This is a genomic window from Streptomyces sp. NPDC029164 (genome assembly GCF_055563995.1).
The window spans coordinates 29402-47927 of sequence record NZ_JBVHWW010000024.1 but is presented as its reverse complement, the minus strand read 5'-3'; the positions used below and the strand labels follow the sequence as shown (position 1 = coordinate 47927).

The window sequence follows — 18526 nt, the reverse complement described above, 5'->3', positions numbered from 1 at the left end:
GCTCCTTGACGCTTACAGGTACTGGCAGGTGGAGCGGGGGATGAAGGCCCCGTGGCCCGCCCGGCCGGTGAATTCGCGCTGGTCGATGACGAGTTCGCCGCGCGACAGCACCGTGTCGACGCGTCCGGTGATCCGCTTGCCCTCGTACGCCGAGTAGTCCACGTTCATGTGGTGCGTCTCGGCGGAGATGACCTGCTCGGCGTGCGGATCGTAAAGGACGATGTCGGCGTCGGAGCCCGGCGCGATGGTGCCCTTCTGGGGGTAGAGGCCGAACATCCGGGCCGGGGTCGCACAGGCGATCTCGATCCAGCGGCGGCGGCTGATGTGCCCGTCCAGGACGGCCTGGTGGAGGAGGTCCATGCGGTTCTCCACGCCGGGCAGCCCGTTGGGGATCTTGGAGAAGTCCCCGCGGCCGAGCTCCTTCTGGCCACGGAAGCAGAAGGGGCAGTGGTCGGTGGAGACCACCTGGAGGTCGTTGGTCCGCAGCCCCCGCCACAGCGCCGCCTGGTGCTCCCTCGGCCGCAGCGGCGTGGAGCAGACGTACTTGGCGCCCTGGAAATCGGGCTCTTCCAGGTTGTCGGTGGACAGGAACAGGTACTGCGGGCAGGTCTCCCCGAAGACGGGCAGCCCCTTGTCACGGGCGGCGGCCAGCTCGGCCACCGCCTCCTCCGCCGAGACGTGGACCACGTACAGCGGTGCGCCGGCGACCCGCGCGAGCTGGATCGCGCGGTGGGTGGCCTCGGCTTCCAGGAGCACCTTGCGGACCTCGCCGTGGTGGCGGGGGTCGGTCTCCCCGCGCGCCAGGGCCTGTTCGACGAGGACGTCGATCGCGATGCCGTTCTCGGCGTGCATCATGATCAGCCCGCCGTTGGAGGCACCCCGCTGCATGGCGCGCAGGATCTGCCCGTCGTCGCTGTAGAAGACGCCCGGGTAGGCCATGAACAGCTTGAACGAGGTGACGCCCTCCCCGACGAGGAGGTCCATCTCCTTCAGCGTGCCCTCGTTGACGTCCGAGAGGATCATGTGGAAGGCGTAGTCGACGGCGCAGTTGCCGTCGGCCTTGGCGTACCAGGTGTCGAGTCCCTCGCGCAGGGAGTGGCCCACGCTCTGCACGGCGAAGTCGACGATGGTGGTGGTGCCGCCCCAGGCGGCGGCCCGGGTTCCGGTCTCGAAGGTGTCCGAGGCGGAGGTGCCGCCGAAGGGGAGTTCCATGTGGGTGTGGGCGTCGACCCCGCCCGGGATCACGTACTTCCCGCTCGCGTCGATCGTACGGTCGGCCGTCCAGGCCTCGGCGGCTGCCGAGCCGTGTGCGGCGAGGGCCGCCACGCGACCGTCCTCGATCAGGACGTCCGCGTGCACTTCGTCGGCGGCGGTGATGACGAGGCCGCCGCGGATCAGGGTGCGGATGCTCATGGGAGTCCCCCTACTCGATGCTGCGCAAGGCCTGTTCGAGGATCTCGGCGCCCTCTTCCGCCTCGGCGACGGTGAGGGACAGGGGTGGCGCGATGCGCAGCACGCTGGTGTTGTACCCGCCGCCCTTGCCGAGGAGCAGGCCGCGTTCGCGTGCCGCCTCCAGGACGGCGGAGGCGGCGTCCGGGTCGGCCTCGTCGGTGCCCGGCTTCGTCAGCTCCAGCCCGGCCATCAGGCCCCGGCCGCGGACCTCCCGTACGGCGGGTGCGTGCGCGGCGACGGCGCGGAGCCGGTCCAGGAGCAGGCCGCCGACACGGCGGGCGTTGCCCTGGAGGTCGTGCTCCAGCAGGTACGCGAGGTTGGCGACGCCGGCGGCCATGGTGACCGGGGAACCGCCGAAGGTGGAGATGGAGTGGGAGTCGATGCAGTTCATCACCTCGGCGCGGGCGACCACGCCGCCGATGGACATGCCGTTGCCGATGCCCTTGGCGAAGGTGAGGATGTCGGGCGGGCCGTTCCGGGCGTGCGCCTGCCAGCCCCAGAAGTGCTCGCCGGTACGGCCCCAACCGGTCTGCACCTCGTCGCTGATCCACAGGATGCCGTGGCGGTTCAGGACCTCGCGGAAGGCCCCGTACAGGCCATCGGGCGGGGAGGTGAAACCGCCGACGCCCTGGATCGGCTCGGCGATGAGGGCGGCCACTCCCCCGCGGGCCTGGCCGAGCACGTCCTCCAGGTCGGCGACTGCCGCGGCGGTGAAGTCGGCGTCGGAGAGGTGGGCGAAGGGGCCGCGGCTGCGGACGGCGCCGTGGACGTAGTACGTCTGCAGCGGCGAGAGGCTGGTCGGGGACCAGCCGCGGTTGCCGGTGATGGAGACGGTGGAGAAGGACCGGCCGTGGTAGCTGTTGCGCATCGCCAGGATCTGGTTGGAGCGGCGGTACGTCGTCGCGAGCAGCAGGGCGGTGTCGTTGGCCTCGGTGCCGGAGGTGGTGAAGAAGACCCGGGCGTCGGGGATGCCGGACAGGGCGGCGACCCGCTCGGCCAGCTCGATCATCGGCCGGTTCAGGTACAGGGTGGAGGAGTGGATGATCCGCCCGGCCTGTTCGGAGACGGCCTTGGTGACCTCGGGCAGGGCGTGGGCGGTCATCGTGGTGAGGATGCCGCCGAAGAAGTCGAGGTAGCGGTTGCCGTCGGCGTCCCAGACGTGGCGGCCCTCGCCGTGGGTGAGCTCGATGGGGTGCTCGTAGTAGAGCGCGAGCCAGTCGGGCAGGACGGTGCGGTGGCGGCTGTGGAGCGGGGTGGGGTCGGTCACGGCTGTACGAGCCCTCCGTAGGCGTCGGGGCGGCGGTCCCGGTAGAAGGCCCATTGGTCGCGGACCTCCTTGATCAGGTCGAAGTCCAGGTCGCGGACGAGGAGTTCCTCCTCCTTGTCGCTGGCGACCTCGCCGACGAACCGGCCGCGCGGGTCGACGAAGTAGCTGGTGCCGTAGAAGTCGTTGTCGCCGTACTCCTCCTGGCCGACGCGGTTGATCGCGGCGACGAAGTACTCGTTGGCGACGGCGGAGGCGGGCTGTTCCAGCTGCCACAGGTGGGAGGACAGGCCCCTGTGGGTGGCGGAGGGGTTGTAGACCAGCTGGGCCCCCGCCAGGCCCAGGGCGCGCCAGCCCTCGGGGAAGTGGCGGTCGTAGCAGATGTAGACGCCGACCTTCCCGACGGCGGTGTCGAAGACGGGCCAGCCGAGGTTGCCCGGGCGGAAGTAGTACTTCTCCCAGAAGCCCTTGACCTGGGGGATGTGGTGCTTGCGGTACTTGCCCAGGTAGCTGCCGTCGGCGTCGATGACGGCGGCGGTGTTGTAGTAGAAGCCCTCGCTCTCCAGCTCGAAGACCGGGACGACGATGACCATGCCCGTCTCGCGGGCGAGCTCCTGCATGCGGCGGACGGTGGGGCCGTCGGGGACGGCCTCGGCCCAGCGGTAGTGCTCGGGCTCCTGGACCTGGCAGAAGTAGGGGGCGTTGAACACCTCCTGGAAGCCGATGATCTTTGCCCCTTGGGCGGCGGCCCGGCGGGCGTGCTCCTCGTGTTTGGCGATCATCGATTCGGTGTCTCCGGTCCAGGTGGCCTGGACCAGCGCGGCGCGGACGACTTGGGCCATGAGCTGCTCCTCGCGAACGGGAACGCCGAGTTCTACGCACGTAGATGATGTCCGTAGGGAGTAGAACGTAGGCCCCGTCACAGCGTGGGGCAAGACCGCCGTGCGCTGTTGGAGCAGTCGATCAGGTTACGTCGCCCCTCGGTCGATTGCGGTCAGCAGACGGGCGGGTTCGGGGGAGCTTGTCGGACCGCGGCGTGGCTCCCGGCGGCTCCGCCCCGGCCCCCGCGCCTCAAACGCCGCCGAGGCTGAATTTGGTGCGGCGGGGCTGGAAATTGGGCGGCCAGCCTGGATGGTGCGGCAAGGTCGCAGGGGCTGGGGTAGCAGCCGGGCCGGTTGGGACGGGGTCGGGTGTGTGTCGGGGTGCCCCCGCAGGGCGCCGAACACAACAAGGCTCCGCTCTCCGACCCCTCGCCACGTTCGGCGCCCGAGGAGACACCCCGGCGCGCGCCCGACTCCGGCACAACCGGCCCCACCCCACCCCACCCCACCCCACCCCGGCCCGAGCGGCGCAGCCAACCCGCGCCCGCCCTAGCCCGCTCCGAAGCCGGCCACCCGTAAGGCGTGGACGAGGTCGCGGTGGCGGGAGCCGGGCAGGGCGCGGGCCGCCTGGAGCAGGCGCGGGGCGAACCACTGCGGGTCGCGGCGGGCCAGCCCGGCGGCCTCCTCGGCGGTGCGGACCCGGACGAACGCGCCGAGCAGGGCGTCGGCCTCGCGGACGCGGCCGGCGTCGCCGAGGGCGAGGGCGGCGTCCGCGACCTCGGCGGCGGGGCGGGCCACTCCCTGGCGCAGCAGGGCGTCGCAGTCGGCCTCCCGGCCGGCGTCGCCGAGGGCCGCGGCGGCTGCCGCGAGCCGCGCGGGCGGGAGCGAGCCCGCCTCCCACAGCAGGGTGGCCCAGTCGGCCGCGAGCCCGGCGCGGGCCAGCTCGGCGGCCAGCCCGGGCAGCCGCTCGGCGGGCCCGGCCGCGGTCTCGCACAACAGCGCGTGCGCCTCGCCGCTGCGGCCCTGTGCGCGCAGCGCGAGCAGTTCGGCGGCCACGGCCCGCGCGGCCCCGGCCGCGGCCGCGGAGTGGGCCGCGGCTTCGCCGCCGGCCGCCTCGGCCGTCTCGTGGGGCGGTGTCACGGGCTCCGGCCGGGGGCGGCCGAACCGGGCGCCGCGCGGCAACGGCCCCTGCGGCGGCCCGAAGCGTGCCCCGCGCGGGGCGGGCCGGCCGTGCTCCGCCCCCGGGCCGTCGGGCGCCGGCCCATCCGCGTCGGCCGGCTGCCCGGGCGGCGGGGTGAAGGCCGGCGCCTCGGGAGCCGCGGACCCGGCGTACCGGGCGCCTCCGGCCCGCCGGCCCCCGCGCAGCCACCGCCCCTCGGCCCGCCCCACGGCCCCGTGCCCGTCCGTCGCGTCGGCGCCGGACTCCTGGAGCGCCTGCCCGCCCGGCGGCTCGGACCACTCGGCCGGCGCTTGCGGCCGCTCGGCCGCCCGGCGGGGCCGCCGGGGCAGGGCTCCGGTCCACCCGTCCGGCGCCTCGGACCAGGCGACCGGGTAGTGGGGCTCTTCGGGGGGCACGGGCCGTTGGCGGGGGACGCCGGGCAGCGGGGAGGCGGGTTCCGGGTGGGCGGACCGCAGAGTGGTCAGGCGGGCGGCCAGGTCCTCGTGGCGGGCCGCGGCGCGGGCCACGTCGTCCTGGGTCCAGGAGAGTTCGCGGGTCAGGGCGTCCGTCTCCGCCGGGTCGGCGGAGACGGAGAGCCGCGCCGTGAGGTTGCGCAGGGCCGTCTCCGACTCGGAGCGCTGGGCGGCGGAGGCCGCGAGCAGGGTCCGCAGCTCCTGCTCGCCGCCCGGCAGCCGGTCCCACACGGTGACGGCCGCCGTCCGCAGCTGCGCCGCGTATACGGTCTCCCGCGCCGCGGACTCCGCGCCCCGCGCCCCCGCCAGGTCTCTCAGCAGCGACTCGACCACGTCCCACGGCGGCATGGCGGCCCCCTCCAGACAGGCCCGCATGCCGTCCGGATCCCGGCGCAGGAACTCCCCGTACCAGCCTGCCCCGGGATCCAGCCTCTGGGTCAACCCCCGCAAGTATCCGGAGAGTTGACTGATCGCCAGTGAAGTCGCGGTCTCCATGACCGCATTGGACCCCACCCGTGTTACGGGCGGGCTACGGGAGTCTCAAAGCTTGACGGCGATCGCGGTGTGCGGACGCTTCCCGCGCCGCGCCAGGGTGGCGGGCACGTCCACCAACCAGTACTGCCAGGTGTACTTGCGCGACATCAGCTTCCGCACCCGCCGCAGCCCCGTCTCGTCGAGCAGCCGGGCCTCGCCCTCGTGCACCGGCGCCCCCTCCCGGACGCGCCCGCGCACGTCGCACGCGGTGACGGTGACCCGCCCGTTGTTGCGGATGCGCTTGACCTTCCACGTTTCGGTACGCGTCCACACGTACAGCTCACCCCCGTCGGCCACCGCCCAGACCGGCGTCGCCACGGGCGTGCCGTCCTTGCGGAAGGTCGTGAGACTGATGTAGCGGGCTCTGCCGAGTTCCTCGAGATCCATGACGCGACCCTAGCCCCGGGGGCCTTCCGGCGGGGGCGTCCTTCCGTTCGCCCCGGCGGGACCGCGGGCCGTCTTCGAGGGGGCGCGGCCCTCCTCGTCGGCGCGTGCCGGGCCGTCGGGGGCGGCGCAGGCCGCGAGCAGCAGGCCGCCCGCGAGGAGCGCGCCGAGGATTCCGAAACCGAGTCGCTGGGATGCGTTCGTGGCTGACACGCCTTCACGCTTGCCCCGCGCCCCGGCGCTCCCACCGCCGATTGGGCCGTTCGGCCCGCCGGCCCGCCCGGACGGACCGGGCCGGCGTCAGACGGGAACGACGGCGCAGCGCGTCAGCAGGTCGTCCAGCGAGAGCCCGAGCGCCCCGGCGAGCGCGGCGACCGTGAAGAAGGCGGGCGTGGGCGCCCGGCCGGTCTCGATCTTGCGGAGGGTCTCGGCGGAGAGCCCCGCGCCGGCCGCGACCTCGACCATGCTGCGGCCGCCGCGCGCCTCGCGCAACAGGGCGCCGAGCCGCTCGCCGCGCTCGCGCTCTTCGGGGGTGAGGGGGGTACGGACCATGCGGTCATCCTACCCCCGGACGCCAATAACTATCCCGTCATTGTTATACCGGTATAGTTATTGGCATGGTGGAACTGAAGACGGACCGAGAGATCGACGAGATGCGCGCCGCGGGCCGGGTGGTCGGCCGCGCCCTGGCCGCCGTACGGGAGGCCGCGCGCGTCGGGATGACCCTGCTGGACCTGGACCGGGTGGCCCGCGGGGTGCTGAGCGAGGAGGGCGCGACCTCGCCCTTCCTGGGCTACCGGCCGCGGTTCGCGCCGGTGCCCTTCCCGGGCGTGGTGTGCGCCTCGGTCAACGACGCGATCGTGCACGGCATCCCCGACGGGTACCGGCTGCGCGACGGCGACCTGGTCAGCATCGACTGCGGGGCGAAGCTCCGCGGCTGGGTCGGGGACGCGGCGGTGAGCTTCACCGTCGGCCGGGCCCGCCCGGCCGACCTGCGGCTGATCGAGACCTCCGAGGCGGCCCTCGCGGCCGGGATCGCCGCCGCCGTGCCCGGCAACAGGATCGGGGACATCGCCCACGCCGTCGGCACGGTCTGCCGCGCCGCCGGGTACGGCGTCCCGGACGGCTTCGGCGGCCACGGCATCGGCCGCGCCATGCACGAGGACCCCGGCGTGCCCAACGAGGGCCCGCCGGGACGCGGCATGAAGCTGCGCCCCGGCATGGTCCTCGCCATCGAGCCGATGCTGATCGCGGGCGGTACGGACGACTACCGCTGCGACGGGGACGGCTGGACCCTGCGCACCGTCGACGGCAGCCGCGCCGCGCACTCGGAGCACACGGTCGCGATCACCACCGGGGGCCCGAGGATCCTCACCGCCCTCTGAGTGCTACGGCCTGCCGTGCGGGTGGACCACCATGGCCGAGCCGCCGCCGCGGCGGCTGGTCTCGGCCGCCGCCAGCCAGCGGCCGTCGGGCAGGCGCTGGACACCGGTGGCGGCGCCGATCTCCGGGTTCTGCCGGAAGCCCTGGCCGAGTGCCTCCAGCGAGGCGCGGAGCGGGCTGTTCCACAGACCCGGCTCCAGCTCGGTGGTGGCCTGGTTGCGCTGGCTGGCGCGCGGCGCGGCGATCGCGTCGACCAGCGGCAGGCCCCGGTCCAGGTGGCCGATGAGGGTCTGCAGGACGGTGGTGATGATGGTGGCGCCGCCCGGCGAGCCCACGGCGAGCACCGGCCGGCCGTCCTCCAGCACGATCGTCGGGGACATGGAGGAGCGCGGCCGCTTGCCCGGGCCGGGCAGGTTCGGGTCCGGGACCCCGGGCGCGGCCGGGGCGAAGGAGAAGTCGGTGAGCTCGTTGTTCAGCAGGAAACCGCGGCCCGGCACGGTGATCGCGCTGCCGCCGGTGGACTCGATGGTCAGGGTGTAGGACACCACGTTGCCCCAGCGGTCGGCGACCGTCAGGTGCGTGGTGTTCTCCCCCTCGTACGTGGTCGGGGCGGCCTGCCCGGTGGTGGCGCACGGCACCGGGCTGCGCGGGTCGCCGGGGGCGAGCGGGCTGGTCAGCGTACGGTCCGGCTTGATCAGGCAGGCGCGCGAGTCGGCGAAGCGCTGCGAGAGGAGCTCGCGCGTCGGCACGCTCACGGCGGCCGGGTCGCCCACCCAGCGGCCCCTGTCGGCGAACGAGATCCGCGAGGCCTCGATGAACCGGTGCAGGTACTGCGTCTCGGAGAGCTTCGCGACGTCGGTGCGCTCCAGGATGTTGAGGGCCTCGCCGACGGTGGTGCCGCCGGAGGAGGAGGGCGCCATGCCGTAGACGTCCAGGCCGCGGTACCCCACCCGGGTCGGGTCCTGCCGCTTGGTGGCGTACGTGCGCAGGTCGCGGGTGGTCAGGTCGCCCGAGCGGACGATCCGCGTCGCCGCCGGGTCCACCGGGGGTTTGCGGACGGTCCGGACGATCTCGTCGGCGATCGGGCCGCGGTAGAGCGCGCCCGTGCCCTTGCGGGCCAGTTCGGCGTAGGTGTCGGCCAGGTCCGGGTTCTTGAAGGTGGAGCCGACCACCGGCAGGGCGCCGCCGGGCAGGAAGAGCTTCGAGGTGTCGGGGAAGTCCCTGAAGCGGGCCTCGTTGAGCTCCGTCTGGGCCCGGAAGGTGCTGTCCACGGTGAAGCCGTCGCGGGCCAGTTTCTCGGCGGGCCGCAGGAGTTGGCGCAGCGGGCGGGTGCCCCACGCGTCGAGGGCGCTCGTCCAGGTGGCGGGGGTGCCGGGGACGCCGACGCCGAGGCCGCTGGTCTGGCCCTCGGCGAAGGGGATGGGGACCCCGTTCTCCTGGAAGAGGGTGTCGGTGGCCGAGGCCGGCGCGGTCTCGCGGCCGTCGATGGTGTGCACGCGGCGGGACGTGGCGTCGTAGTGGACGAGGTAGCCGCCTCCGCCGATGCCCGCCGAGTAGGGCTCGGTGACCCCGAGCGCGGCGGCCGTGGCGACGGCGGCGTCCACGGCGTTGCCGCCGGAGCGCAGGACGTCGATGCCCACCGCCGAGGCGTCCGCGTCGACACTGGCGACGGCCCCGCCGTAGCCCGCGGCGACCGGGACCTTCGCCGGCGGGGCCGGGGACCCGGCGGCGGACGGCGGCGCGGCGCCGGTCGAGACGAGTGCGGCGACGACGGCCAGCAGCGGTAACGTGCGGGCGACGGGACGGTGCATCCGGACCTCCAGTGGCAGCGTGGCGCCGAGCCTAGCGCCGAGCCCCCCGCCCCGTCAGGACGCCTTGCGGCGCGCGGCGTCGGCCCGGCCCGGGCACGGGCTGCGATCTTCCGCACGGGGTGTCCCGGTGCCGCGGTCACGGCGCTAGCATCCCGCGCATGAACGACGACGTGCGCAACATCCTGCTCGGGGTGATAGCCACCGCCCTCAGCGGCGGGCTCGGCTGGTTCGCCCGCACCTACCTCTGGCGGCGCGCGCTCCGCCGCAAGCAGGCCTTCTTCGGCCTGCCGACCGGCTCCGACTGTCTGTTCGTGGTCAACCGGCAGATGGGCGGCACCGATTCCTCCCTGCACCGCAACGACGCCTTCGCCCTGCTGGAGATCTCCTCCCTGATCAAGGACTGCGGGGCGACCGTCCAGATCGTCACCCAGGAGGGGGCCCGCCAGGGCTTCGGCGAGCGCGCCGAGTTCTGCGTGGGCGGCCCGGCCTCCAACGCGCGGACGACCGCGCACCTGGCCTCCATGCTGCCGGGGGTGCGGACCGACGTCGGGCTCGCCTCGGGGCATCCGGACCGCGGGGCCATCCGGGTCGGCGGGGAGGCGTACCGCTGGGTGAAGGGCGAGATCGAGCACGTCCTGCTGGCGCGGCTGACGACGGAGCAGGGCACCCGGCCGGTGTTCCTGCTGTCGGGGCAGACCGCCATCAGCAACCAGGCCGCGGCCCGTTACCTGGCCAGGCACCACGAGCGACTGGCCCGCAAGTACGGCAACGGGTCGTTCTGTCTCATGCTGAAGGTGATCAACTCCGATGCCTACGGGCCCGATGTCACGGAGCTGCTGGCCGACGTCACCGGGCCGGCCCGGACACCCGAACCGGCAGCCGCGTGATCCCGTTGATGAAGTTCGACACCAACCGCCTGGGCTGACCGGCGAGTTCCGGCGCCGGCATGGCCGCGCACCACTCCTCGTGGAGGATGCGCAGCTGGAGCCGGGCGAAGTGGGCGCCGAGGCAGACGTGCGGGCCGTCCCCGAAGGAGACGTGCGGATTGGGCGTCCGGCCGAGGTCGAGGCGGCCCGGGTCGGCGAAGACCCGCTCGTCGTGGTTGGCGGAGGCGTGGAAGACCACCACCTTGTCCCCGGCCCGGACCGGCCGCCCGGCCAGTTCGGTGTCGACGGCGGCGGTGCGGCGGAAGCTGAGCACCGGCGGGTGGACGCGCAGGAGTTCGTCGACGGCCCGGTCCACGGGGACCCGTCCGCCGGCGAGCCGCCGGTAGGCGTCCGGGGCGAGGGCGAGGGCGAGCAGGCCGCCGGGGGCGGCGCTGCGCACGGTGTCGTTGCCGGCGACGGTCAGCAGGAAGAAGAACATCTCCAGTTCGGCCGGGTCGAGTCCGGCCTCGGCGAGGGCGGTCATCAGGTCGTCGCCGGGGTGCGCGCGTTTGTGGGCGGCCAGTTCGCGGGCGTACGCGAACATCTCGCCGAGCAGCGCCGGGGAGCGCGGGTTGAGCGGTTTGCCGTCCGGGCCGGGCACGGGCGCCGGGGCGTCCTCGGGGTCCTGGTATCCGATGATCCGTACGGTCCACTCCAGCAGCAGGGCTCGGTCGGCGGCCGGGACGCCCAGCAGATCGGTGAGGTTCAGCAGCGCGTACTCGTCGGTGACGGTGCGCACGAGGTCGGCGGCGCCGTCCTCGGCGCCCTCCCGCGCGCCGGCCAGCAGGGCGCGGGCGCGTTCCCGTACCCGGGCGGCGAAGGCGTCGACGCGGGCCGGGGTGAAGGCGCGGGAGACGAGGCGGCGCAGTCCGCCGTGCTCCGGCGGGTCCTGGTTGAGCATGGTGCGCCGCAGGAACGGCAGGTCGGCCGGGTCGGGGTCGCGGATCTGGGTGGCGCCGAGCCGGGAGGAGTACGTCCGGTGGTCGCGCAGGACGCGTACGACGTCGGCGTGCCGGGTGACGGCCCAGAATCCGGGGCCGGCCGGCCAGCCCTGGATCTCCGGCTCCGGCTGCCAGGCCACCGGATGGTGCTCGCGCAGCAGCCGGTAGCTGTCGTGCGGGATGCCCTCGGCGTAGATGCGGGGGTCGAAGACGTCAGGGACGTCCGCGGCGTGATCCATGGGGTCACGGTGACGGGTGCGCGGCCCCGTCCGCAAGGGGCGCGGCCGGCCGACGCGGCCGGCCGCACCCGTCACCGCTGGGTGCAGTCGGCGGCCGGGAGGATGGCGTCGGGGCCGTGCAGGGTGACCGGGGTGACGACGTCCCGCACGGCGGAGGTGCCGACGGTGCACACCAGCTGGTTGCGGGCCAGGTCCGAGAGGCTGCCCACGGCGAACGGCACGTGGACCGTCAGCCCCTTGTCCGGCGCGTACGCGCTCACGGTCACCGTCTGCTCCTGCCCCTCGGGCACCTTGGGCAGCGCCGTGGTGAGGCCGGCCTCCTGGGCCGGCGGGGTGGGGCCGTTCAGCAGCAGCCGCACGAGCGGCACGGGCGCGAGGGTGTACTCGGGATTGATCGCGAACGGGACGGGGACGAGCCGGTCCCCCTCCTTGGAGACGAAGTAGAGGACGGCGGCGTTGGTGCCGTTGGGGACCTTGACGGTGGCGGCGTGGCCGCTCTCGATCACCCCGGTGCGTTTGATCCCGCAGCCGGTGAGCAGCAGGGCGCAGCCCGCCAGCGCGGCCGTGGCCGCCGTGGCCCGGGCTCTCGTCTTCCGCGGTCTCATTCGCGGGCCTCCAGCGGCATGTCGAGGGTGAAGAGCGCTCCCCCGGTGGGTCCGTTGCCCGCCCGGAGGGTGCCGCCGTGCAGGCGCACGTTCTCCAGGGTGATGGCGAGTCCGAGGCCGCTGCCCGCGGAGCGGGTCCGGGCCGCGTCGGCTTTGAAGAAGCGGTCGAAGATGTGCGGCAGGACCTCGGGGGCGATGCCGGGCCCGCTGTCGGCGACGTCGATGAGCAGCCGTTCGCCGTCCGCGCCCGGTGCGGTCCGTACGGTGACGTGTACGGGGGCGCCGCCGTGCCGCAGGGCGTTGCCCACGAGGTTGGCGAGGACCACGTCGAAGCGGCGGGGGTCGAGCCGGGCGCGCACCCGGTCCGGCAGCCGGGTGACGACGCGCTCGTCGTCCCAGTGGCGTCGTTCGAGGGTCTTGCGCACGGCTTCGGCGATGTCGACGTCGTCGAGGTTGAGCTCGGCGGCGCGGGCGTCGAAGCGGGAGATCTCCATCAGGTCCTCGACGAGGACGGCGAGTTTGCCGGTCTCGGCGCTGACCAGGCGCAGGGCCTTGGCGGTGTCGGCGTCGAGGCGGGAGGCGTCCTCGTCGAGTACCTCGGTCACGGCGAGCATCCCGGCGAGCGGGGTGCGCAGTTCGTGGGAGACGTCGGAGGCGAAGCGGCGGGCGCGGGTCTCCGCGTCCTGCAGTTCGCGCACGGACTGCTCCAGGGCGCGGGCGGTCTCGTTGAAGGTGCGGGCGAGTCCGGCGAGTTCGTCGGCGCCCCGGACCTCGATGCGGGTGTCGAGGCGGCCGCGGCCCAGGCGCTGGGCGGCCCGGCGCATGTCGCGGACCGGCCGCAGCACGCTGCGGGCGGCCAGCAGCGCGGGAACGATGGCGATGGCCAGCCCCGGGACGGCGCCCTGCTGGGCGGCCTCGACCATCGCTTCGACGGTCTGCTTCTCGGTGGAGAGCGGGACGCTGGCGTAGAAGACGGCCCCGGTGGATTCGGTGTAGCCGTTGTGCTCGAAGAGGGCGGGGACGCCGATCGTCAGCCACGGGTTGCCGCGCTGGTCCTCGGCGCGCTGGAAGGCTGCGTACTGGTTGTGCCGGACCTTCTCGCGCAGGCTGTCGGTGATGACGGTGGAGGTGGGCGTGCCCGGGTTGGTGGAGACGCGCAGCCCGCCGTACTCGCCGAAGATGATCCACGGGTGGGGTTTGCCGCGCTTGCCGAGCTCGATGACGATGCGCTGGAGCTCGGGCTGGGTCAGGGGGAGGCGGATCTCCTGCTGCTCGACCTGGTCCCGCAGGGTGTTCACCGCGGTGTCCTGGGTCTGCTTGAGGATGGCGTTGCGCGCCTGCTGGTAGGTCAGGGCGGCGGTGGTCACCGCACTGATCGCGGCGACCAGCAGGAAGGCCGCTATCAGCCGGGTGCGCAGCCCGAGCGGTGCTATGCGTCGCACCGCGGCCTACAGGGGACCGAAGCGGTAGCCGAAGCCGCGCACGGTCTGGATGTAGCGGGGGCTGCCGGCGGGGTCCTCGATCTTGTGGCGCAGGCGGCGGACGCAGGCGTCCACGAGCCGGGAGTCGGCGTGGTAGCTGTGGTCCCAGACGTACTCGAGGAGCTGCTGGCGGGAGAAGACCTGCTCGGGCGAGGCCGACAGGTGCAGCAGGAGCTTGATCTCGCTGGGGGCGAGGGCGACGCGCTCGCCGTTCTTGGCGACGGTCAGCCCGGCGCGGTCGATGGCGAGTTCGCCGTGGACCGCGGTCTCGTTGCGGGTTCCCACGGGGTCGCTGAGCCGGCGCAGTACGGCCTTGATGCGGGCTTCTATGACCTCGGTGCGGGCGGGTTTCACGATGTAGTCGTCGGCGCCGGCCTCCAGGCCGATGACTATGTCGAAGTCGTCGCCGCGCGCGGTGAGCATGATGATCGGCACCTCGCTGTTCTCGCGAATGCGGTGACAGACCTGCACCCCGTTCATGCCGGGCAGCATCAGGTCGAGGAGGACGAGTTCCGGGCGGAAGCCCGCCATCAGGGCGAGCCCCTCCTCACCGGTCTCGGCGGAGCTCACTTCGTGGCCGCGGCGGCGCAGGCCCAGCCCCACGCCCTCCCGGATGGACGGGTCGTCCTCGATCAGCAGTACACGTGGCATCCGGTCAGTATGCCAAGTCGTTGTGTTGCGCTTCCTCCCGCTATCGGCCGACCTTCCGCCGCAGGGAGTCCAGCAGGTCGGTGATCTCCGTCAGGCGCAACGGCCGGGCGAGGACAACGACGACGAGAGCCAGGGCCGCGGTTCCCGCCCCGACCGCCGCGAAATCGCCGAGGCCTTCGGCGGCCCGGGCGGCGCCGTACGCGGCGGCGGCCGCCGGGACGCAGGCGATCAGGAGCCGCAGGTGGGTCCGTACGGCCGTGGCGCGCCGCTCGGTACGGGTCCCCGTGCGCGGGCCGAGCCGCCGGGAGAGGGTGTACGCGGTCACGGCGGCGCCCGCGAAGAAGGCGAGGGAGGAGGCCGCGGCCATGCCGGTGACCGCCCAGCGGGGGGACAGCAGGAAGTAGGCGGCGGCGGACAGCCCGGCGTTCAGCGCGGCGATGACCAGGTTCAGGAAGAAGGGGGTCCGGGTGTCGGAGAGGGCGTAGAAGCCGCGCGAGAGCACGTACTGTGCGGAGAAGGCGACCAGGCCGGGAGCGAAGGCGATGAGCATGCCGGCCATGACCTCGATTCCCGCGGCGTCGGTGCGGCCGTACTCGAAGACGGCGCCCATCAGCCACGGGGCGAGGGCGGCGAAGAGCGCTGCGGCGGGGACGACGAGGGCGGCGCTGGAGCGCAGGGCGTAGGAGATGTCACCGCGCAGGGTGGCGAGTTCGCCGTCGGAGGCGGCCGCGCTCATCCGGGGCATCAGGGCGGTCACGAGGGAGACGGTGATGATGCCCTGCGGGACGATCCACAGCTGGTAGGCGTTGCTGTAGGCGGCGTACCCGGCGCCCGGGAGGCCGGCCAGGTCGGCCTCGACGCCGGCGGTGGTGGAGAGCCGGGTGACGACCCAGTAGGCGATCTGGTTGGTGAAGACGAGCATGACCAGCCAGCCCGCGTTGCGCAGGGGGCGGCCGAGGCCGCTGCCGCGCCAGTCGAAGCGGGGGCGCCAGCGGAAGCGGGCGGCGCGCAGCGAGGGGACCAGGGCGAGGGCCTGGACGACGATGCCGGCGGTGGTGCCGAGGCCCAGCAGGCGGGTCTCGCCGGCGGTCAGGCCGTCCGCGGCGTCGTGGGAGACGTACAGGAACAGCCCGAAGACGGCGATGATCACGAAGTTGTTGAGGACCGGCGTCCACATCATCGCGCCGAACCGGCCTCGGGCGTTCAGCACCTGGCCGAGCAGGGTGAACAGCCCGTAGAAGAGGATCTGCGGCAGGCAGTAGCGGGCGAGCGCGACGGTGGTGCTCTCCTGGGCCCCGCTGTAGTCGGTGTACGTCGAGATGATCAGGGGGGCGGCGAGGACGGCCACGGCGGTGAGCGCGACGAGCGCCGCCGTGCAGGCGGTCAGCAGGCGGTCGGTGTAGGCGGCGCCGCCGTCGGCGTGTTCCTTGGCGGCCCGGACCAGCTCGGGCACGAAGACGGCGTTGAGCGCGCCGCCGACGAGCAGCATGTAGATGATGTTCGGGACCGTGTTGGCGACGGCGTATCCGTCACCGAGCAGTGCGGTGCCCAGCGCCGCGACGACGACGGCGGAGCGGATGAAGCCGGTGGCGCGGGAGACGACCGAACCGGCCGCCATGAGCGCGCCGCTGCGCAGCACCGAGGTCTTGCCCGGTGCCGGGCCGCCGTCGGTCGCGGCGGCGGTATGCCGGGCGTCGGTGGCCGTCACCGGCGGGCCAGGTAGGCCTGGAACGCCTTGTACAGCGCCACGTTGGCCACTCCGTCCATCGGGGCCTCCCATTCGCCGAGCGTTTCGACGACCTGCCCGCCGGTGCCGAGCTTCCAGCGCAGCAGCCCGAAGGAACGTTCGTCGGGGTCAAGGGTGGAGGGTACCCCGCGCATGTCGTACTCCTCCGCGCCGAGGGCGTGGGCGTCGCACATCATGCGCCACTGCAGGGCGTTGCTGGGGCGCACCTCGCGCCGGTGGTCGGCGGAGGCGCCGGTCTGGTACCAGACCCGCTTCCCGGCGACGATCATCGTGTGGGCGGCGAGGATCTCGCCGCGGTGGATGCCCAGGTAGAGCCGCATGCGGCCGGGCTGCTCCGCGTTCAGGACCCGGTACTGCTGCTCGTAGTACGCGAGGGAGCGGCCGAGCCGGAAGCCGTCGCGCTCCTCGGTGATGCGCAACAGCCGGTAGAACTCGGGCAGGTCGGCGGAGGTGCCGAGGACCGTCTCCACGCCGGCCTTCGCGGCCTTGCGCACGTTGCGCCGCCACTCCTGGTTCAGGCCCGACCACAGGTCGTCCAGGGAGCGGCCGGCCAGCGGCACGCGGAAGACGTGGCGGGGCTGGGCGTCGCCGTCGTCCTCACCGCCGCACCGCTTCCAGCCGCGGGTGCGCAGCCGGTCGGCGAGGGCGGCGCCCACCGGGTCGACCTCGGTGGCGAGCACGTCGGATATCTGCCGGCCGGTCCCGGTCCCGGACTTGGCGGTGGCCGCGTCCCAGCGGCGGTAGGCGGGGGTGGGGCCGATGCGGACGGCGAAGGCGCCGGCGGAGCGCATGTGGCGCATGAGGGGCTTCAGCCAGCGGTCGATGCGCGGGTCGGACCAGTCCGCGACGGGACCCTCGGGAAGGTAGGCGAAGTATTTCCGGGTGCCGGGGAATTGCCGGTAGAGAACGAGACCGGCGCCCTCTATTTCGCCGCCGGGGTAGTGCCATCCGACCTTTTCCGACCGCCAAAGGTCCTTTACCGCGGCCCAGGACGGGTACTGGAGGAAGCTGGCCCGTCCGTGCCGGGAAAGGAACGCCTGGTATTCGAGGTCGGACAGGGTGCGCACCGTCAGCTCCCGGTCCTGGTCGTGGTGCTGCTGGGCGGGGGTCACGAGCAGTGCACACATGGCTGTTCGGCCTTCCTGTACGTCCGGGGCGGGCGGTGGGGATCGGGATGCACAGGACTCTCACAGCCGGCCATGACCGGACGGCGCGGCGATTGTGACCGGACGGTGACCGTTTTGCTGCGGTCCATGTCACAAGCGGCGGGACGACATTTTCGGCGGATTACGCAACCTAGAGTCGCCTTGTTCGCATCTAGGTTTGCGAACGGTTAATCCTTGGGAGGGGTTTAAGTTGAGCCGCACACGCCGCACCGCCATGGCCGGTACCGCACTTCTGGCCGCCGCACTGACCGCCTGCTCGGGCGGGAGCGACAGCGGGAGCGGCGCGACGGGCAAGGCGGAGATGAAGCCCAAGGCCGACATGGCGGTCTCGGTGAACCTCACGGGCGATCAGGTCAAGGCGGGCCAGCCCGTCACGGTGACCGTCGCCGAAGGCAAGCTGGCCCAGGTGAAGGTGACCGACGCGAAGGGCGCGGAGCTGCCGGGGAAGATAGCCGACGACGGCAGGACCTGGACCTCGGAGCGCAACGCGGCGCCCGGCTCGGAGTACAAGGTGGAGGCTCAGAACACCGAGAGCCAGAGCGCCACCACGCAGTTCAAGACCAGCGCCGCCGACAAGGTGAACAAGGTCTCGATCAACATACCCAAGGGCAGCACGGTGGGCGTGGCGATGCCGGTGTCGATCGTCTTCGACAACCCGGTGACGAACAAGGCCGAGGTGGAGAAGCAGCTCAAGGTCACCACCTCGAACAACACCGAGGGCTCCTGGGGCTGGATCAAGGACTACTCCGGCAACGACCGCGTCGACTGGCGGCCCAAGGAGTACTGGAAGTCCGGCACGGACGTGAAGGTCGAGATGAACCTGAACGGCGTGGACTCCGGCAAGGGCGGCGGCCTCTTCGCCAAGGACTACAACACCGAGTTCAAGATCGGCAAGGACCGCCGGATCGAGGTCAGCCTCGACACCAAGAAGATGTCGGTGACCGAGGACGGCCAGGCGCAGAAGACGATCCCGATCTCGGCCGGCACTCCCGGGGGCAAGAAGGCGTCCTGGTCCGGGAAGATGGTGATCATGACGAAGGAGGGCACCATCCGGATGGACTCCCAGACGGTGGGCCTGGACGACGCCTACGACAAGATGGTCGACTACTCGATGCGGCTCACCTGGTCCGGCATGTACGCGCACGCCGCGCCGTGGAACAGCGGCAACTTCGGCCGCGCCAACAGCAGTTCCGGCTGCGTGGGGATGAGCGACACGGACGCCAAGGGCTTCTTCGCGCAGTCCCAGATCGGCGACCCCTTCGAGGTCGTGGGCTCGGGCTCCAAGGGCAACGCCGACATCGGCAACGGCTACGGCGAGTGGAACCTGACCTGGGACGCCTGGAAGGCCAAGAGCGCCGCGAACGGGACCCCGCAGAACGGCTGAGCGCCAACCGCCCGTCCACTGACTCTCGTTCAATTGTTACCACCACGTAACTTACTCATGGGTTACCTCCAGTAATCCCCTCCCGTTACCGTCGGGTCACTTTGA

At 72.8% G+C, this 18526-nt stretch carries 17 protein-coding genes; 3 read left to right on the top strand and 14 right to left on the bottom strand.

Going from position 1 to position 18526, the window contains the following annotated elements; translation table 11 throughout:
* Positions 1-12 precede the first annotated feature (12 nt).
* The 7 genes from hydA to ACZ4VT_RS23100 all read right to left on the bottom strand — a co-directional run bounded on the left by hydA (position 13) and on the right by ACZ4VT_RS23100 (position 6639).
* Positions 13-1413, bottom strand: a complete 1401-nt coding sequence (gene hydA / locus ACZ4VT_RS23130; protein ID WP_362805494.1) for a dihydropyrimidinase — start codon at positions 1411-1413, stop codon at positions 13-15.
* Positions 1414-1423: 10 nt separating this feature from the next.
* Positions 1424-2719 (bottom strand): aspartate aminotransferase family protein, encoded by a 1296-nt coding sequence (locus ACZ4VT_RS23125; protein WP_467952277.1) that lies wholly within the window; start codon positions 2717-2719, stop codon positions 1424-1426.
* Positions 2716-3558 carry a nitrilase-related carbon-nitrogen hydrolase gene (locus tag ACZ4VT_RS23120; protein WP_467952275.1) on the bottom strand — a complete coding sequence of 281 codons (843 nt, stop codon included), beginning with the start codon at positions 3556-3558 and terminating at the stop codon, positions 2716-2718. The genes ACZ4VT_RS23125 and ACZ4VT_RS23120 overlap by 4 nt, the downstream gene beginning before the upstream one ends.
* Positions 3559-4086: 528 nt before the next feature.
* Positions 4087-5610 (bottom strand): hypothetical protein, encoded by a 1524-nt coding sequence (locus ACZ4VT_RS23115; RefSeq protein ID WP_467952274.1) that lies wholly within the window; start codon positions 5608-5610, stop codon positions 4087-4089.
* A gap of 99 nt (positions 5611-5709) precedes the next feature.
* Complete coding sequence (locus ACZ4VT_RS23110; protein WP_351292618.1) at positions 5710-6090, bottom strand: PPOX class F420-dependent oxidoreductase; 381 nt, start codon at positions 6088-6090, stop codon at positions 5710-5712.
* Between the two features lie 9 nt (positions 6091-6099).
* Positions 6100-6300 carry a hypothetical protein gene (locus ACZ4VT_RS23105; RefSeq protein WP_467952272.1) on the bottom strand — a complete coding sequence of 67 codons (201 nt, stop codon included), beginning with the start codon at positions 6298-6300 and terminating at the stop codon, positions 6100-6102.
* A gap of 87 nt (positions 6301-6387) precedes the next feature.
* Positions 6388-6639, bottom strand: a complete 252-nt coding sequence (locus ACZ4VT_RS23100; RefSeq protein WP_030715317.1) for a helix-turn-helix domain-containing protein — start codon at positions 6637-6639, stop codon at positions 6388-6390.
* A gap of 65 nt (positions 6640-6704) precedes the next feature.
* Between ACZ4VT_RS23100 and map the strand changes: the two genes are divergently transcribed.
* Complete coding sequence (map, locus tag ACZ4VT_RS23095) at positions 6705-7472, top strand: type I methionyl aminopeptidase (protein WP_467952270.1); 768 nt, start codon at positions 6705-6707, stop codon at positions 7470-7472.
* 3 nt (positions 7473-7475) lie between these two features.
* Here the strand turns inward: map and ggt are convergent, their stop codons facing one another.
* Entirely contained in the window at positions 7476-9281 is a 1806-nt protein-coding gene (ggt, locus tag ACZ4VT_RS23090; RefSeq protein ID WP_467952268.1) for a gamma-glutamyltransferase, read from the bottom strand.
* Positions 9282-9439: 158 nt separating this feature from the next.
* On the opposite strand from ggt, the gene ACZ4VT_RS23085 reads away from it, so the two are divergent.
* Positions 9440-10168, top strand: a complete 729-nt coding sequence (locus tag ACZ4VT_RS23085) for a hypothetical protein (RefSeq protein WP_467952266.1) — start codon at positions 9440-9442, stop codon at positions 10166-10168.
* Here the strand turns inward: ACZ4VT_RS23085 and ACZ4VT_RS23080 are convergent.
* The 6 genes from ACZ4VT_RS23080 to ACZ4VT_RS23055 all read right to left on the bottom strand — a co-directional run bounded on the left by ACZ4VT_RS23080 (position 10128) and on the right by ACZ4VT_RS23055 (position 16998).
* Positions 10128-11387: a cytochrome P450 gene (locus ACZ4VT_RS23080; RefSeq protein ID WP_467952264.1), complete on the bottom strand. Its 1260-nt coding sequence runs from the start codon at positions 11385-11387 to the stop codon at positions 10128-10130. The genes ACZ4VT_RS23085 and ACZ4VT_RS23080 overlap by 41 nt on opposite strands.
* A gap of 71 nt (positions 11388-11458) precedes the next feature.
* Positions 11459-11992 carry a hypothetical protein gene (locus tag ACZ4VT_RS23075; RefSeq protein WP_467952262.1) on the bottom strand — a complete coding sequence of 178 codons (534 nt, stop codon included), beginning with the start codon at positions 11990-11992 and terminating at the stop codon, positions 11459-11461.
* Positions 11989-13434, bottom strand: a complete 1446-nt coding sequence (locus ACZ4VT_RS23070) for an ATP-binding protein (protein ID WP_467952260.1) — start codon at positions 13432-13434, stop codon at positions 11989-11991. Before ACZ4VT_RS23070 ends, ACZ4VT_RS23075 begins: the two co-directional genes overlap by 4 nt.
* Positions 13435-13440: 6 nt before the next feature.
* Complete coding sequence (locus tag ACZ4VT_RS23065; RefSeq protein ID WP_467952258.1) at positions 13441-14124, bottom strand: response regulator; 684 nt, start codon at positions 14122-14124, stop codon at positions 13441-13443.
* A gap of 40 nt (positions 14125-14164) precedes the next feature.
* Positions 14165-15832, bottom strand: a complete 1668-nt coding sequence (murJ, locus tag ACZ4VT_RS23060) for a murein biosynthesis integral membrane protein MurJ (protein ID WP_467952256.1) — start codon at positions 15830-15832, stop codon at positions 14165-14167.
* On the bottom strand, positions 15829-16998 hold the full coding sequence (locus tag ACZ4VT_RS23055; protein WP_467952254.1) for a lipid II:glycine glycyltransferase FemX: 1170 nt from the start codon (positions 16996-16998) through the stop codon (positions 15829-15831). Before ACZ4VT_RS23055 ends, murJ begins: the two co-directional genes overlap by 4 nt.
* Positions 16999-17251: 253 nt before the next feature.
* Between ACZ4VT_RS23055 and ACZ4VT_RS23050 the strand changes: the two genes are divergently transcribed.
* On the top strand, positions 17252-18421 hold the full coding sequence (locus ACZ4VT_RS23050; RefSeq protein WP_467952386.1) for a L,D-transpeptidase: 1170 nt from the start codon (positions 17252-17254) through the stop codon (positions 18419-18421).
* Positions 18422-18526: the final 105 nt, after the last annotated feature.

Coding starts and splice junctions, on each gene's coding strand:
- ACZ4VT_RS23050 (WP_467952386.1), top strand. CDS start 17,252: ATGGCCGGTACCGCACTTCTGGCCGCCGCACTGACCGCCTGCTCGGGC.
- ACZ4VT_RS23085 (WP_467952266.1), top strand. CDS start 9,440: ATGAACGACGACGTGCGCAACATCCTGCTCGGGGTGATAGCCACCGCC.
- ACZ4VT_RS23055 (WP_467952254.1), bottom strand. CDS start 16,998: ATGTGTGCACTGCTCGTGACCCCCGCCCAGCAGCACCACGACCAGGAC.
- map (WP_467952270.1), top strand. CDS start 6,705: ATGGTGGAACTGAAGACGGACCGAGAGATCGACGAGATGCGCGCCGCG.
- ggt (WP_467952268.1), bottom strand. CDS start 9,281: ATGCACCGTCCCGTCGCCCGCACGTTACCGCTGCTGGCCGTCGTCGCC.
- ACZ4VT_RS23075 (WP_467952262.1), bottom strand. CDS start 11,992: ATGAGACCGCGGAAGACGAGAGCCCGGGCCACGGCGGCCACGGCCGCG.
- ACZ4VT_RS23080 (WP_467952264.1), bottom strand. CDS start 11,387: ATGGATCACGCCGCGGACGTCCCTGACGTCTTCGACCCCCGCATCTAC.
- ACZ4VT_RS23100 (WP_030715317.1), bottom strand. CDS start 6,639: ATGGTCCGTACCCCCCTCACCCCCGAAGAGCGCGAGCGCGGCGAGCGG.
- ACZ4VT_RS23110 (WP_351292618.1), bottom strand. CDS start 6,090: ATGGATCTCGAGGAACTCGGCAGAGCCCGCTACATCAGTCTCACGACC.
- ACZ4VT_RS23065 (WP_467952258.1), bottom strand. CDS start 14,124: ATGCCACGTGTACTGCTGATCGAGGACGACCCGTCCATCCGGGAGGGC.
- hydA (WP_362805494.1), bottom strand. CDS start 1,413: ATGAGCATCCGCACCCTGATCCGCGGCGGCCTCGTCATCACCGCCGCC.
- ACZ4VT_RS23120 (WP_467952275.1), bottom strand. CDS start 3,558: ATGGCCCAAGTCGTCCGCGCCGCGCTGGTCCAGGCCACCTGGACCGGA.